Annotated in this window: 14 protein-coding genes; 13 read left to right on the forward strand and 1 reads right to left on the reverse strand. The window is 43.1% G+C overall.

What is annotated here, in order from left to right; translation table 11 throughout:
- Nucleotides 1–38: 38 nt before the first annotated feature.
- From ACQ86K_RS08030 to ACQ86K_RS08055, 6 genes are read left to right on the forward strand one after another with little or no spacing between them, the layout of a single operon-like run.
- Entirely contained in the window at nucleotides 39–2,417 is a 2,379-nt protein-coding gene (locus ACQ86K_RS08030; RefSeq protein ID WP_091163283.1) for a 3-hydroxyacyl-CoA dehydrogenase/enoyl-CoA hydratase family protein, read from the forward strand.
- A 27-nt stretch (nucleotides 2,418–2,444) separates the two neighbouring features.
- Entirely contained in the window at nucleotides 2,445–3,620 is a 1,176-nt protein-coding gene (locus tag ACQ86K_RS08035) for an acetyl-CoA C-acyltransferase (protein ID WP_091163284.1), read from the forward strand.
- 30 nt (nucleotides 3,621–3,650) lie between these two features.
- Nucleotides 3,651–4,160 (forward strand): AMP-binding protein, encoded by a 510-nt coding sequence (locus ACQ86K_RS08040; RefSeq protein ID WP_431200140.1) that lies wholly within the window; start codon nucleotides 3,651–3,653, stop codon nucleotides 4,158–4,160.
- A gap of 23 nt (nucleotides 4,161–4,183) precedes the next feature.
- Nucleotides 4,184–5,464 carry an AMP-dependent synthetase/ligase gene (locus ACQ86K_RS08045; protein ID WP_431200141.1) on the forward strand — a complete coding sequence of 427 codons (1,281 nt, stop codon included), beginning with the start codon at nucleotides 4,184–4,186 and terminating at the stop codon, nucleotides 5,462–5,464.
- A gap of 3 nt (nucleotides 5,465–5,467) precedes the next feature.
- Entirely contained in the window at nucleotides 5,468–6,244 is a 777-nt protein-coding gene (locus tag ACQ86K_RS08050; protein ID WP_091163286.1) for an enoyl-CoA hydratase/isomerase family protein, read from the forward strand.
- A 6-nt stretch (nucleotides 6,245–6,250) separates the two neighbouring features.
- Nucleotides 6,251–7,162, forward strand: a complete 912-nt coding sequence (locus tag ACQ86K_RS08055) for an SDR family oxidoreductase (protein ID WP_256337348.1) — start codon at nucleotides 6,251–6,253, stop codon at nucleotides 7,160–7,162.
- A 685-nt stretch (nucleotides 7,163–7,847) separates the two neighbouring features.
- On the opposite strand, the gene ACQ86K_RS08060 is transcribed toward ACQ86K_RS08055, so the two are convergent.
- A complete protein-coding gene (locus ACQ86K_RS08060; RefSeq protein WP_091163287.1) occupies nucleotides 7,848–8,570 on the reverse strand; it encodes a hypothetical protein in 723 nt (240 codons plus the stop codon).
- A 202-nt stretch (nucleotides 8,571–8,772) separates the two neighbouring features.
- Here ACQ86K_RS08060 and ACQ86K_RS08065 point away from each other — a divergent pair, with 202 nt between their 5' ends.
- From ACQ86K_RS08065 to ACQ86K_RS08095, 7 genes are all read left to right on the forward strand, one after another.
- Nucleotides 8,773–9,108 (forward strand): winged helix-turn-helix transcriptional regulator, encoded by a 336-nt coding sequence (locus ACQ86K_RS08065; protein ID WP_431200142.1) that lies wholly within the window; start codon nucleotides 8,773–8,775, stop codon nucleotides 9,106–9,108.
- A gap of 467 nt (nucleotides 9,109–9,575) precedes the next feature.
- On the forward strand, nucleotides 9,576–10,385 hold the full coding sequence (locus tag ACQ86K_RS08070) for an SDR family oxidoreductase (protein ID WP_091163289.1): 810 nt from the start codon (nucleotides 9,576–9,578) through the stop codon (nucleotides 10,383–10,385).
- 4 nt (nucleotides 10,386–10,389) lie between these two features.
- On the forward strand, nucleotides 10,390–11,307 hold the full coding sequence (locus ACQ86K_RS08075) for a helix-turn-helix domain-containing protein (protein WP_091163290.1): 918 nt from the start codon (nucleotides 10,390–10,392) through the stop codon (nucleotides 11,305–11,307).
- 11 nt (nucleotides 11,308–11,318) lie between these two features.
- Nucleotides 11,319–11,651: a nuclear transport factor 2 family protein gene (locus tag ACQ86K_RS08080; protein WP_091163291.1), complete on the forward strand. Its 333-nt coding sequence runs from the start codon at nucleotides 11,319–11,321 to the stop codon at nucleotides 11,649–11,651.
- 286 nt (nucleotides 11,652–11,937) lie between these two features.
- Entirely contained in the window at nucleotides 11,938–12,510 is a 573-nt protein-coding gene (locus ACQ86K_RS08085) for an RNA polymerase sigma-70 factor (RefSeq protein WP_091163292.1), read from the forward strand.
- A gap of 217 nt (nucleotides 12,511–12,727) precedes the next feature.
- Nucleotides 12,728–13,126: a FecR domain-containing protein gene (locus ACQ86K_RS08090; RefSeq protein ID WP_431200143.1), complete on the forward strand. Its 399-nt coding sequence runs from the start codon at nucleotides 12,728–12,730 to the stop codon at nucleotides 13,124–13,126.
- A gap of 26 nt (nucleotides 13,127–13,152) precedes the next feature.
- Nucleotides 13,153–13,620, forward strand: a complete 468-nt coding sequence (locus ACQ86K_RS08095) for a FecR family protein (protein ID WP_431200144.1) — start codon at nucleotides 13,153–13,155, stop codon at nucleotides 13,618–13,620.
- Nucleotides 13,621–13,971: the final 351 nt, after the last annotated feature.

Consider the following 13,971-nt stretch of genomic DNA (forward strand, 5'->3'; position numbering starts at 1 on the left):
ATAAAGATAAAGAGTTTTAATAACACAAGCAGATACTAATGAATGCTAAACGAATTATAAAAAAGGTTGCAGTATTGGGGTCGGGAGTAATGGGCAGTCGTATCGCCTGTCACTTTGCAAATATTGGCGTACAGGTACTGTTGCTTGATATTGTACCCAAGGATGCTCCGGCAGATAAAAAAGCGCGGAATAAAATTGTTAATGACGCGCTGGACTTCGCGTTAAAGTCAAACCCTTCGCCCATCTATCTCAAATCTTTCGCAAAACGTATTACAACCGGCAATTTTGAAGATGATATGCCCAAAATTGCGGATTGCGACTGGGTTATAGAGGTAGTTGTGGAACGGTTGGATATTAAACAACATGTGTTTGAAACAGTAGAAAAGTACCGTAAACCCGGCACACTGATCACTTCCAATACATCCGGTATCCCGATACATTTAATGGCCGAAGGTAGGAGCGATGACTTTAAAAAATATTTCTGTGGAAGCCATTTCTTTAACCCTCCCCGGTATTTAAAATTACTGGAGATCATTCCCACAAAAGACACCTTAGCGGGCGTTGTGGATTTTTTGATGGACTATGGCGCAAAATACCTGGGGAAAACTACAGTATTAGCTAAAGATACGCCGGCATTTATCGGTAACCGCATCGGGGTTTTCAGCATCATGAGTGTGCTGCATTATGTGGAGCAAACCGGTATGACGGTTGAAGAGGTTGATAAACTGACAGGGCCTGTAATAGGGCATCCTAAATCGGCTACGTTCCGTACCAATGATGTGGTGGGTTTAGATACGATGGTGCACGTTGCCAACGGTCTTTACAAAAACGCACCCGATGATGAGGCAAGGGAACTATTTAAAATTCCTTCATTTGTTGAGGGAATGCTAAAAAATAACTGGCTGGGCAGTAAAACCGGCCAGGGTTTTTATAAAAAAGAAAAAGGTGAAGGTGGAAACCAGTTTTATGCGCTCGATCTGAAAACGCTTGAGTACAAACCCTCTCAAAAGGTAAAATTCGCCTCGCTTGAAACTACAAAGGCGATTGATAACTTAAAAGATAGGCTCAGGATCCTGGTTGCAGCAAAAGACAAGGCAGGTGATTTTTACCGGGCTACCTTTTATCAGTTATTTGCTTATGCCAGTAACCGCATCCCCGAAATAGCCGATGAACTTTATAAAATAGATGCTGCCACCAATGCGGGCTTCGGCTGGGAACTGGGCCCATTTGAAAAATGGGACGCGCTTGGTGTTGAGGATACGGTAAAAGCCATGGAAGCCGTGGGAAACAAACCGGCCCAATGGGTATATGACATGCTTGCGGCGGGTGCAAAAAGCTTTTATAAAATAGAAGATGGCAAACGCCTGTATTATGATATTCCGTCGAAAAGCCACAAGGTAATTCCCGGTACCGAAGGCCTTATTTTGCTCAGTAATATCCGGGAAACAAATACGGTGTGGAAAAACAGCGGTACTACCATTACCGATATTGGTGATGGTATCCTGAACCTTGAGTTTCATACCAAAATGAATACAATAGGCGGCGAGGTGATTGAAGGCATCAATAAAGCCATCACCCTTGCCGAGGCAAGTTACAAAGGCCTGGTTATATCAAACGAGGGTGCAAATTTCAGCGCAGGGGCCAATGTGGGCATGATATTCATGATGGCCGTTGAGCAGGAGTTTGATGAGCTCAATATAGTGATCAAAGCCTTCCAAAATACGATGATGCGCATCCGTTATTCATCGATCCCGGTGGTGATAGCGCCTCATCAAATGGCCCTGGGTGGTGGCTGCGAAATGTGCCTGCATGCCGATAAGGTAGTGGCACATGCCGAGCTATACATGGGTTTGGTTGAGTTTGGTGTTGGCTTGATTCCCGGAGGTGGGGGCACAAAGGAATTTGCCCTGCGCCTTTCAGACGAACTACAGGAAGGTGACGTAGAACTCAATAATTTCCGTGATCGTTTTTTAACCATCGGCCAGGCAAAAGTATCCACTTCGGCTTATGAGGCATTTGAATTTGGCTATCTTAAAAAGGGCAGGGACATAGTGGTAGTATCGCGCGACGGGTTACTTACCGAAGCTAAACAGCAATGCCTGCAGATGGCGAACGAAGGGTACATACAGCCTATTCCGCGCGGAGATATCAGGGTGCTGGGTAAGCAGGCCCTGGGTTTGGGTTATGTAGGGGCCAATACCATGTACAGTGGTAATTACATAAGCGAGCACGATGTGAAAATTTCGCAGAAACTGGCTTATGTGCTTTCGGGCGGTGATCTGTCCCAGCCTTCAATGGTGAGCGAGGAATATTTGCTGGGGTTGGAGCGTGAAGCCTTTGTTTCGCTTTGCACCGAAAAGAAAACGCTTGAACGCATTCAATCCATTTTAACCGGCGGAAAAGTGTTAAGGAACTAATTTTTTTAAATATAAAATCTCAATAAAATGAACGCATATATAGTGGCAGCCAGCCGCAGCGCTGTTGGAAAAGCTACCCGGGGCGGGTTTAGGTTTACCCGTCCGGATACGCTCGCGGTAGATGTGATCAGGCATCTGCTGGCATCAGTGCCTAATGTTGATAAAGAGCAGATTGATGATGTAATTGTGGGCAATGCTACACCCGAAGCCGAACAGGGATTGAATGTTGCGAGGCTGATTTCATTAATGGCGCTTGATACCGATAAAGTACCCGGCATGACGGTGAACCGCTATTGCTCGTCGGGGCTGGAAACAATTGCCATTGCCTCTGCAAAAATACACAGTGGCATTGCCGATTGTATTATCGCGGGTGGTGTAGAAAGTATGAGCCTGATCCCGATGGGGGGCTGGCGCATTGTTCCTAACGCCGATATTGCCCTTGCACATCCCGATTATTACTGGGGCATGGGCCTTACTGCCGAAGCTGTTGCTAAAGAATATCATATTGGCCGCGAAGAGCAGGACCAGTTTGCTTATAATTCCCACCAAAAAGCCATCAATGCTATTAAAGAAGGTAAGTTTAAAGATGAAATAGCGCCGGTAAATATTGTGGAAACCTATGTAGATGAGAGCGGCAAAAAAGCGAAAAGGGAATTTAAGGTAGATACAGATGAAGGCCCGCGCAGCGATACCTCAATTGACGCGTTGGCAAAGCTTAAACCGGTATTTGATGCAAAAGGAGTGGTTACCGCAGGCAATTCGTCGCAAACCAGCGATGGGGCTGCTTTTGTCATGGTGGTTAGCGAACGTTTTATGAAACAGAACAACCTTAAACCTATTGCCCGGCTGGTTAATTACGCGGTTGCAGGTGTTCCGCCCCGGATCATGGGGATAGGCCCGCTGGTGGCGATCCCAAAAGTGTTGAAAATGGCCGGGATGAAACAGCAGGATATTGACCTGATAGAATTGAATGAAGCCTTTGCTTCGCAATCATTGGCGATAATAAAAGGGCTGGAGCTTAATCCCGAAATTGTAAATGTAAACGGAGGGGCTATATCGCTCGGCCATCCGCTTGGCTGTACCGGGGCTAAACTTTCTGTTCAGCTTTTTAACGAATTAAAACGGCGGGAGAAAAAGTATGGTATGGTTACCATGTGTGTAGGCACGGGGCAGGGCGCGGCGGGTGTATTTGAACTGTTGTAGGAATTTACCTTTATCTAAACCATTGCAAGCATGGAAAAGGCGACAAGATTGTTTGATTGCATGATTACCCAGGCTAAGGAGCCTAAGGTGGATCTTTTGAATGCGAAGGAGAATGGTTCCTGGCGGTCATACAGCACCCAAGAAGTGCATGCCATGATCAACCAGCTATCCGCAGCCCTGTTGGCCCTGGGCGTTTCGGGCGGTGACGGCACTACCGAAGGCCGCGATAAAATAGGTTTGATAAGCAATGGCAGGCCCGAGTGGATTATAACCGATCTGGCAGTACAGCAAACGGGAGCCATACTGGTCCCGCTATACCCTAATACAGGCACTAAAGAAATTGAGCAGATCCTGAACGAGGCAGAAGTTAAATATGTATTTGTAAGCAGCAAAGATTTATGCGAAAAGGTTAAGGAAGTTCATTTAAATATCTCCTCGTTAAAAGGCATATTTACTTTCGATAACATCGATGGCTGTGATTACTGGGGTACATTGCTTAAGCCTTTGCAAGAAAGTTATCAGAAAAAATACAGCAGATAAATGATCAGATTACCGAAGACGATGTGGCAACCATCATTTATACTTCGGGCACTACCGGCCGGCCAAAAGGGGTAATGCTTACGCATAAAAACATTATGACCAATGCCTCGGCATCCGGCGATATTCTTAGCCGGATTCCGGTTACAGAAAAACGTGTTTTGAGCTTTTTGCCTCTGAACCACATTTTTGAAAAGATGTGTACCTATGTTTATCTGTATTATGGCTTTTCTATTTATTACGCCGAAAATATGGACACCATAGGCGCGAATATGAAAGAAATAAAGCCTTCACTTTTTACCGCTGTGCCCCGCTTGCTCGAAAAAGTGTTTGAGAAAATTATGGTGCAGGGGCAGAAACTAACCGGTATTAAAAGGAAGATCTTTTTCTGGTCGGTAAAACTGGCCGAAGCTTATGAAATTAATAATACCAGCCTTCGGTATAAAATTAAACTGGCCATAGCCGATAAACTGGTTTACAGCAAATGGCGTGCTGCTATAGGTGGTAATATAAAGGCTATAGTAGTTGGCAGTTCGGCCTGCCCCATTAAGCTGGAAAGAGTTTTTACAGCTGCAAATATTGTTATTATGGAAGGTTATGGGCTTACCGAAACATCGCCTGTAATTGCTGTTAACTGTTATGAAAAAAGCGGGAGGAAATTTGGCACCGTAGGTCGTTTGCTGAGCGGTGTGCAGGTGAAGATAGCCGCCGATGGAGAGATCCTCTGCAAAGGCCCTAATGTGATGCTGGGCTATTATAAAAATCCTGAGCTTACGGCAGAGGTATTGGAAAACGGCTGGTTCCATACCGGGGATATAGGCGAACTGGACCACGATTCGTTCCTGAAAATAACAGATCGTAAAAAAGAGATCTTTAAAACCTCGGGCGGTAAATACGTGGCCCCGCTACCCATCGAAAATAAGATGAAGGAAAATTATTTTATTGAGCAGATGATGGTTGTTGGTGCGGAAAAGAAATTTGTCGCGGCGCTCATTGTACCATCCTACACTCATTTAAAACCCTGGTGCAAGGAAAATGGTATTGCTTTTACAACTAACAATGAGTTAGTTAAAGATGCGAAGGTAATTGAATTGTATCAATCCATTATTAATAACTATAATCCCGAATTTAACCATGTTGAACAGGTGAAGAAGATCACCTTGCTTCCCAACGAATGGTCGATAGATAGCGGTGAACTTACCCCGACAGGTAAAATGAAACGGAAAGTGATCACCGAAAAATACAAAGCCGAGATAGATAAAATGTATCTCTGCCAAGTAAGTGAGGATCCAACTCTTGTAAATTAATTGATGAATACATTTCAAACAACAATACAGGGCAGGCTGGTTACAATTTCGCTTGATAGGGGCCGCTCAAATGCCATTAATCATGAAATGGTTAAAGAACTGGCGGCCTGTATCAAAACATTGGAGCATGATGACAACGTGGGCGGGGTTATTTTAACCGGCAAGGAAGGCTTTTTCTCTTCCGGTATCGACCTGATTGAGGCCTATGATTATGATGAAGCGCAAAGCCGCCAATTTTGGGTGGATTTTTTAGCCTTGCAAAATACTTTAGCCGCTTTCAGGAAACCTTTGGTAGCTGCCATTAGTGGTCACAGCCCGGCTGGCGGCTGTATATTAGCTATTTGCTGCGATTATCGGGTGATGGTCGAAGGCGCATTTATCATCGGCTTAAATGAAGTTCCGGTTGGTATTATCGTACCTGACAGTGTTTTTAGCTTGTATGCCTTTTGGCTTGGCCAGCGTAAGGCATATCAGTATTTAATAGAAGGTAAGCTGCTTAAGGTAAACGAAGCACTGGAAGCCGGGCTCGTTGATGAAACTGCTGCGCCGGATAAGTTAATGAGCGCTGCAATAGAAAAGGTAATGGCCTATATAAAACTGAACCCGGTTACCTGGACGGAAAGTAAATTGAATTTGCGAAAGGAGTTGATAGGGAAACTCAAAGCCGACCAAACCGATACCCTGAACAAAATGCTAAAACAATGGTGGGCACCCGAAACCAGGCAAGGCCTTCAAATGATGATCCAGAATTTAAAATCAAAAAATACAGCTGTTAAATAATTGACAATGACAGATCCTAAAACTTCAAATGATGCTGCAAATCCAAACGCCGCAACTGTCGGTGGAATGTTAAGAGATGACGCTTTAAAAGGAAAAACCATCATTGTAACCGGCGGCGGAACAGGTTTAGGTAAAGCAATGGGGACTTACTTTTTGCATTTGGGCGCTAACCTGGTAATTACCAGTCGCAAATTGGACGTACTGCAACAAACCGCTGCCGAAATGGAAGCCGAAACCGGGCGTAAAGTATTGCCAATAGCCTGCGACGTGCGGAAGTATGACCAGGTTGAAGCAATGTTGCTGAAAGCTATCGAAAGATTTGGGCAGGTTGATGCACTATTGAATAACGCGGCGGGTAATTTTATTTCGCCTACGGAGCGTTTATCGGCAAACGCGTTTTCGGCTATCATTGATATTGTTTTAAAAGGTTCGGCCAATTGTTCGCTGGCTTTGGGCAAATATTGGATCAGGGAGAAAATGCCCGGAAATATCCTGAATATCATAACCACTTATGCTTTTACAGGTTCGGCTTATGTTGTGCCCTCGGCCTGTGCAAAAGGCGGTGTGCTGGCCATGACCAGGTCCTTAGCCGTTGAGTGGGGCAGGCATGGCATCCGCGCCAATGCAATTGCGCCGGGCCCATTTCCCACCAAAGGCGCATGGGAAAGATTATTGCCCGGAGACATGGCCCAAAAGTTTGATTTTAAAAACAGGGTGCCGCTTAAAAGGGTAGGCGAACACCAGGAGCTGGCTAACCTGGCCGCTTTTTTGGTGTCTGATTATTCAGGATACATTAATGGCGAGGTGATTACCATCGATGGGGGAGAATGGCTGCAGGGTGCCGGTCAGTTCAGCGGGCTCGAAATGATACCGGATGAAATGTGGGATGATATTGAGAAAGCTACAAGGTCGGCGTAGGGTGGTAATCGATTAGTAATTGAGTGTGTTAATTACCGATCTGAAGAAGTGAAGTTTTCAAATGCATTTTTGCCCTCTTCAAAAGCTTTTAGGTCTTCCTCTGTCCAGGTTGAAACTTAAGATATTTTCTTCCTGTATGCCGAGGGCTGTGGTTTAATTTGTTGTTGTATAGTAACACCAAGCCCCTAAGTATTTGTAACCAAAATACTTTTAGTATCGGGAATATCCATTACTAACCTCTCCAAGCTGGCCTTGTTGATTTGCATCCCTTTTCTAAACGAAGCGGTATCTGTAAAGGTATATGGAGCAATACCTTTAATATTTACTTTCAATCTACCATTTAAAACAACATCATTAACATTCACTATCGGATCATCATAGCAGTCTTTTCCGGCGTCAACGACAAGCGACTTCTTTTTAAAGCCTTCGCTGCCTGGTCATCAAACTGTAGTAAACCACCTCATGCGGATATTATGAGGTGGTTTTTTCGTCCACTTAAGCTGTCTTGCGATGGATGTTCCTTTTGTTTTTTCTACGGCGCGCTTGGAAGATATAGATCGAAAAAAGCGAAGAGGCAGCAGTACTACTTCGTATGGTGTCGAAAACATACATTGAGATCGGTTAAAATCAGTATGAAACAATAAAGCCATCGAAGACTTTCCAATAATGCAGCATATATTGATGCTTAAAACAATTTTATATTACTTAATTCGATAGAGATAAACAGCGGGGCAGGAACAAGGGCGGTATTATCTTCATTCCTTTTGTAAACATGCCTGCTTGTTGGGAATTTGATGCCCTGAACTTCGGCATAATTTGCCAAATAATGAACAGATGCCGCATTGTTGAGAATCTCAACATTATAGTCATGCCTCTTGAACAGGCCTGACTGATCGATATAAAATACCTGTTCCCTGCAGTGTGTTGCAATGTTTTCCGGGAAAGTGACATGCAGCCGTCTTAATACCTCACCATTTTCAGTCCACGGCTCCAGTTCTTTCACTTTATATCCGGGTTCCGCTAAACAAAACGGTGTGTTCAAATAAGTCCACATGGCGTAGCCTGTGAAATAGGTTACCTGAAGTTTTGACCAGGGTGTTTCTGTTACATAGTCTTTAAAGCTGTGTCGTGGAAAATACAATTGATCGACCAGTGCGTCCTTCTCATCTATGATGGCGACTTTGTTAGTTTCAAAGGTATTATGCCAACCTTCTTTTATAAAAGGAGAGAACGACACATGCTGTTTTGTAGTGCTCAACAAGACATTAATGTCATCCATAATACCTGGGACCTGCTTAAATGCCCAGGTAACGCCCCCAATTTTAAGATGTGCAGAAATATATTCAAACTTTTTCCAGTTATCCAAGCCGCCATGGGCATCAATCGTAAATTTTAAGAGATCATTCATATCGTGAGTTAATTTAATTTGCAATCTGAATAAGCTATTTTTTCGTTGTTGCTTTTTGCAAGTGCAAATATAAATCTTTCTACTTGTTATTTGCAAGTAGAAAGATTTATGGTGGTGGGTTTTCTCTTACTAATGGGTTTTTATGCTTAAATTTGCACTTGTAATCAGCAAGTGAAATGCTTGTGAAGTTTATGACGATATCATGAAAAAGATAAAGAAACGTTCTGCCTGCCCGATAAGTTTTAGCCTGGACTTTCTCGGAGATAAATGGACATTACTGATCGTCAGGGACATACTGCTTAATAATAAAAATACTTTTGGCGAGTTTTTCCAGTCGGCTGAAGGTATCGCAACCAACGTATTAACAGATCGCTTAAAAATGCTGGAAACCGAAGGTTTCATCATGAAATACCCCGTTCCTGGCAAGGCCAGGGTGGCCTATTGCCTTGCAGAAAGAGGCATTGCCCTTATCCCGATTATTATGGAAATGGCAATATGGGGAGTGTCAGAGAATAACACGGAAATAAAAAAGAGTTAACGGCAGCCCTTAAGAACGATAAGGAGGCCGTCTTATCAGGATTAGCAAAGAAACACCTGGCGATATACGAACAAAGGAAAGAATCAAGGATTGAACCCGATCAGGTAAACGTTTAACGATCAAGCATCCTGGGCAGTGCAGTCATTTTCACTCCTCCGCCATTGGCAGTACGTTTTCATTAGTTGGATAACCGGCCGTGATCATTTTGCTTTTTATCAGTTTTGTTATTCAGACCCCTGCCTTCCCTGAACACTTACTCGATAATGTATCTTCCGCAGTGCTTTTTATATAAAATCAGGAAATAAAATCCATTTCCTGTGCCGGGATAAGTGTAAACAGTATGCCTTTAAAGAGAAAATCCACAAGGAACAGCGGCATCGCGTCATTTTGGCTACTATAAACTGCAATACGGCCACACATCGCAAATAACTCCTGCCGATTTTTGTACGGTAATATTTAAGCAAAAAATGGGAAAGACAATTTTTATTACCGGGGCATCTTCAGGGCTGGGTAAAGCCACTGCCAAATTATTTCAAAGTAAAGGCTGGAACGTTATCGCGACAATGCGCAATCCCGCCCTTGAAACAGAACTTACTGCATTACAAAATGTAACCCTGCTGCCATTAGACGTTACCAATTTGGAGCAAATTCAAAGTACCGTAAAAGAAGCAACCGGCCAACATGATATCGATGTGGTATTTAATAACGCCGGTTATGGCCTCGTTGGCGCGCTGGAAGCTTTTTCAGATGAACAGGTGGTAAGGCAGATAAACACAAATTTGCTCGGTGTCATCCGCGTTACGCAGGCTTTTGTACCCTATTTCCGAAAAAAGAAAAGCGGGTTGTTTATTACCACAACTTCTATCGGCGGCCTGGTGACCTTCCCTCTCGACTCGATCTATCACGCAACAAAATGGGCGCTGGAAGGCTGGAGCGAGGGTATGTCCTATGAACTGGGGCTTCACAACATCGGTATCAAAACCATTGCGCCGGGTGGTATCAAAACTAACTTCGCGGGTGAGCCATTAGATGTTGCCCGCCACCCTGCCTATGAAGAAGGATTGGAAAAGCTGTTTAACCTGATGAATCCTGCCAATTTTGAACCTGTGGAATGGATTGCAGATGTGGTATATGAAGCTGCTACAGATGGTAAGCAGCAGCTGCGCTATGTTGTAGGGGCATTTGCCAGGCAGTTGTATGAAAGGCGTTTGGAAATCGGTTCTGAGGTAGCAGTACAGGAGATGAACAAAATGGTCTTCGGAGAATTAGTAAATTAGCCAAATGAGGAAAGAAGCCAACAACCCTTTGCGGATAGATTCTATTTCAGCACTGCACAGGATGCTGGGCTTACCCAAGCCATTACATCCGTTAATAAGTCTGGTGGATAATACAAAAATGGTGGTAAATAAAGCGCAGCTGAACAGTTCTTTTCTCTTCAACTTTTATAAAATTTCTTTTAAGAAAACGCTGAAAGGGCTCATCGGCTATGGACAGGGCCATTACGATTTTGATGAGGGCGGTATGGTATTTACCGCCCTCAATCAATTGCTCTCAATTATTAGTAACGACGAAGAGTATGAAGGCTTCTCATTGCTTATCCACCCGGACTTTATCAGGAACTACCCGCTGGATAAAAAAATCAGGTCGTATGGATTCTTCTCTTACGAAACGAATGAGGCCCTGCACCTTTCTGATAAAGAAAAGACGATTATTTTAGGCGTTCTGGACAACATACAGCAGGAATTAAACGGAGCTATTGACGATCTCAGCCAGGACTTGCTAATTTCTTACATCGAGGTGCTGCTCAATTACAGCAACCGTTTTTACAAAAGGCAATTTATTACCCGCAAGGCGGTAAGTAATGATATGCTTATGCAGATGGAAGATGTATTAAATGACTACTTTGAAAAAGAACAGGGATTGGATAAGGGACTACTGACGGTAGAATACCTGGCGCAGCATTTACATGTCTCCCCACGGTATTTAAGTGATATGCTGCGTTCCCTTACCGGCCAAAATGCACAGCAGCATATACACGAAAAACTGATAGAAAAAGCAAAGGAATATCTTTCGGTTTCCCATTTAACAGTTGCAGAAATAGCCTACCAGCTGGGTTTTGAGCATCCGCAATCGTTCAATAAAATATTTAAAAGAAAAACCAATGTAACGCCCCTGGAATTCAGGGCCTCGTTCAATTAAACAGCCAGTAAATGGATATCAGATTATTTATAGAAGAGTGGATTAAACTGGGCAATGCTTTCGATACGGATGCATACCTGGAAAAGTACCGGGCCGATGCAATTCTGGACGACCCTTCTGTTGGGAGGAAATTTATCGGTCACAAAGGCATCCGGGATTATTTTACCACTTATTTTATAGGATATAAAACTCAGACCCGGTTAATGAAGTTGGACATCCACGGTAACGAAGCGCATCTGGAAGTGGAATTTACCGGGGAATTTCCCGAGGGGAAAATCGGCGGTACTTTTGATATTATACTCAAAGATGAAAAAATCGCAGCAGTAAAAGCAGCGCTTATTTAAGCAGTAAAACAATAAGTTGCGATTTCGGCTGCAAACCTGTGATCAGGCTGATTTAAGCGTCATTTACCAACCCGGGCGATATTTTTAATATTTCCTGATTGAACTGGTATGTTTTGAGGATCGAGGTTTACTGGTGTGTAGTTTAATTAACACCGGTAAGGTTAATTTAATGGTTGTATAAAACACGCTAAGGAAGCCGGCAGTAACGCATGAAACGTAATAAAAAAAATTGTGTTGTTACTACTTGTGCTTTTTTATTGATAGATTCGGGAACTAGCTGGAATCTATGTCAATGTATCTTAAACTTGATGATCAACAACTGTTGCGATTATTGATTAATGGTAGTGAAGACGCATTTGCAGCTATCTACAACAGGTATTGGCGAAAACTTGTTGCGATAGGTTATAGTCATACTAAAGACAGGTTTTTAGCCGAAGAAATTGTACAGGAGGTTTTTCTGAGTATCTGGAACAGACGGAATGAACTAAAAATAGATACGGTAAGTAGTTACCTGGCAACAGCCATAAAATTTTCAATATTTAAACATATTGCAACCAATAACCGCCGTCAGAGAATTTTATCGGCCATGCCGAACGCAAGCTTAGTGGAAATGACGGATGAGCTTGTGCATGCCCGCTTTTTGAAGGAATATATAAGCGGCGTGGTAGAGGAGATGCCCGAAAAATGCCGCCTGGTTTATAAACTAAGTCGCGAAGAAGGGTTAAACGTTGGCGAGATCTCGCAAAAAATGAACATTGCCGAAAAAACGGTTGAAGCACATCTGTCTAAAGCGCTTAAAGTGCTCCGCCTCAATTTGAAAGAATTTATGGTATTGGCCATATTTCTTCACAAAATTTAACATCGCCCAGTTAATTTTGTTGTTTATCCGCGTCTTACCAAAGGTTTGTTCATTAAGTTATTTTAAATAAATATTAAAGTTTTTGTTTTTTGACTAAGGGTAACTTCATAGTTGTTGTACATCCTGTTATAAAAAACAAAGATGGAAGACGAGACACCTGCAGTCGCTTGCCAAAAAATATCTTTCCGGCACGGCTACCGAAGCCGAAAAGGCCGAGTTGCATACCTGGTATAGACTTAAGGAAGGGGAAGATCTGATATTGCCTTATCTTGATCAGCGTGAAGAAGCGGAAGCAAGAGAGAGGATGTATAAAAACCTGAAGCAAAAAATGGATGATGCCGATGGTGAACAGCACCGACCTAAAACACTTAAATTCAGGCTGGCTGCTGCGGCTATCGTGTTGCTGGGTATTGCCATGTCGTTTTATTACCTTAACATATACCACTCTGGCGGGCAACTACGGCTTGTAACAACCAAAAGCGGCGAGCATAAAAAAATTGAACTTACCGATGGTACTTTAATTTACTTAAGTTCGGAATCAAAGCTTTCATATCCCGTTGCCTTTAAAGGAAATACCCGCGAGGTGATTTTAGAAGGAGAAGCTTTTTTGAGGTAGCTAAAGACAAATCAAAACCCTTCATTTTGCATACCGGTAAGTTAACTACAAAGGTGTTGGGTACATCATTTAATGTGGATGCTATCCTGTCACACCCTGATGTTACCGTGGCACTTATAAGCGGTAGGGTAATGTTTTCTGACGGAAATGCGCAAGCTGTACTTAAGCCCAACTTCCAGGTAGTATACAATAAATCAAAAAAACTGCCACGGATTGAAACAATTCCGGATTCGGCAGCGCTTATTGGCCGCCATAAAGGCTCATTTGAATACAAGAACACCCCGCTTGAACAGGTAATTGAAGATCTGAACCGAAACTTTAATACTCACGCCGTTGTAATAGGCGCTGTTAAAAACTGCACCTTTTTTGGCCGTATTAAAGAGGGCGAAAGTCCGGAGCAGTTTCTTAACAAGTTAGGAATAATTATGGATGCTACAGTAACCGGTAAAAATGGCGGTTATGTTATCAAAGGAAAGGGAGGAGGTTGCCGTTGAGCTAAGTCATCTACTTTAAAACAATCTTCAGCAGGCCCGGCAAGGCCTGCCTGAAGATCAAAAAATGTCATTCGTTAAAGCAGTACTTGAAAGGTTGGAGCCAAAAGTATCTGCAATTTTTTTAAACATTTTATTTAGTGAATATATGAAAAATAATGTGCCCTGCCAATGGGGCCGCAAGTGTACGCTTTTTATGAAATTGAGCACATTAATGCTTTTATTATGCAGCACTGCGTTTTCTATGACTCGCGTTGATGCAAACGGGCAGGAGGTCCTGAAAAAAAGATCACTGTAAACGTTAAAAATAGTCCGGTTTCTGATGCGCTCGAGAAGATCTCCGCCTCATCGGGG

Origin of the sequence: Mucilaginibacter sp. P19 (genome assembly GCF_050632265.1) — a bacterium.
GTDB classification, from domain to species: Bacteria; Bacteroidota; Bacteroidia; order Sphingobacteriales; family Sphingobacteriaceae; genus Mucilaginibacter; species Mucilaginibacter gossypii.

Bases quoted from the DNA above. Each gene is read 5' to 3' on its own strand.
- ACQ86K_RS08030 (WP_091163283.1), top strand. From the start codon at position 39: ATGAATGCTAAACGAATTATAAAAAAGGTTGCAGTATTGGGGTCGGGA.
- ACQ86K_RS08035 (WP_091163284.1), top strand. From the start codon at position 2,445: ATGAACGCATATATAGTGGCAGCCAGCCGCAGCGCTGTTGGAAAAGCT.
- ACQ86K_RS08040 (WP_431200140.1), top strand. From the start codon at position 3,651: ATGGAAAAGGCGACAAGATTGTTTGATTGCATGATTACCCAGGCTAAG.
- ACQ86K_RS08050 (WP_091163286.1), top strand. From the start codon at position 5,468: ATGAATACATTTCAAACAACAATACAGGGCAGGCTGGTTACAATTTCG.
- ACQ86K_RS08055 (WP_256337348.1), top strand. From the start codon at position 6,251: ATGACAGATCCTAAAACTTCAAATGATGCTGCAAATCCAAACGCCGCA.
- ACQ86K_RS08060 (WP_091163287.1), bottom strand. From the start codon at position 8,570: ATGAATGATCTCTTAAAATTTACGATTGATGCCCATGGCGGCTTGGAT.
- ACQ86K_RS08065 (WP_431200142.1), top strand. From the start codon at position 8,773: ATGAAAAAGATAAAGAAACGTTCTGCCTGCCCGATAAGTTTTAGCCTG.
- ACQ86K_RS08070 (WP_091163289.1), top strand. From the start codon at position 9,576: ATGGGAAAGACAATTTTTATTACCGGGGCATCTTCAGGGCTGGGTAAA.
- ACQ86K_RS08075 (WP_091163290.1), top strand. From the start codon at position 10,390: ATGAGGAAAGAAGCCAACAACCCTTTGCGGATAGATTCTATTTCAGCA.
- ACQ86K_RS08080 (WP_091163291.1), top strand. From the start codon at position 11,319: ATGGATATCAGATTATTTATAGAAGAGTGGATTAAACTGGGCAATGCT.
- ACQ86K_RS08085 (WP_091163292.1), top strand. From the start codon at position 11,938: ATGTCAATGTATCTTAAACTTGATGATCAACAACTGTTGCGATTATTG.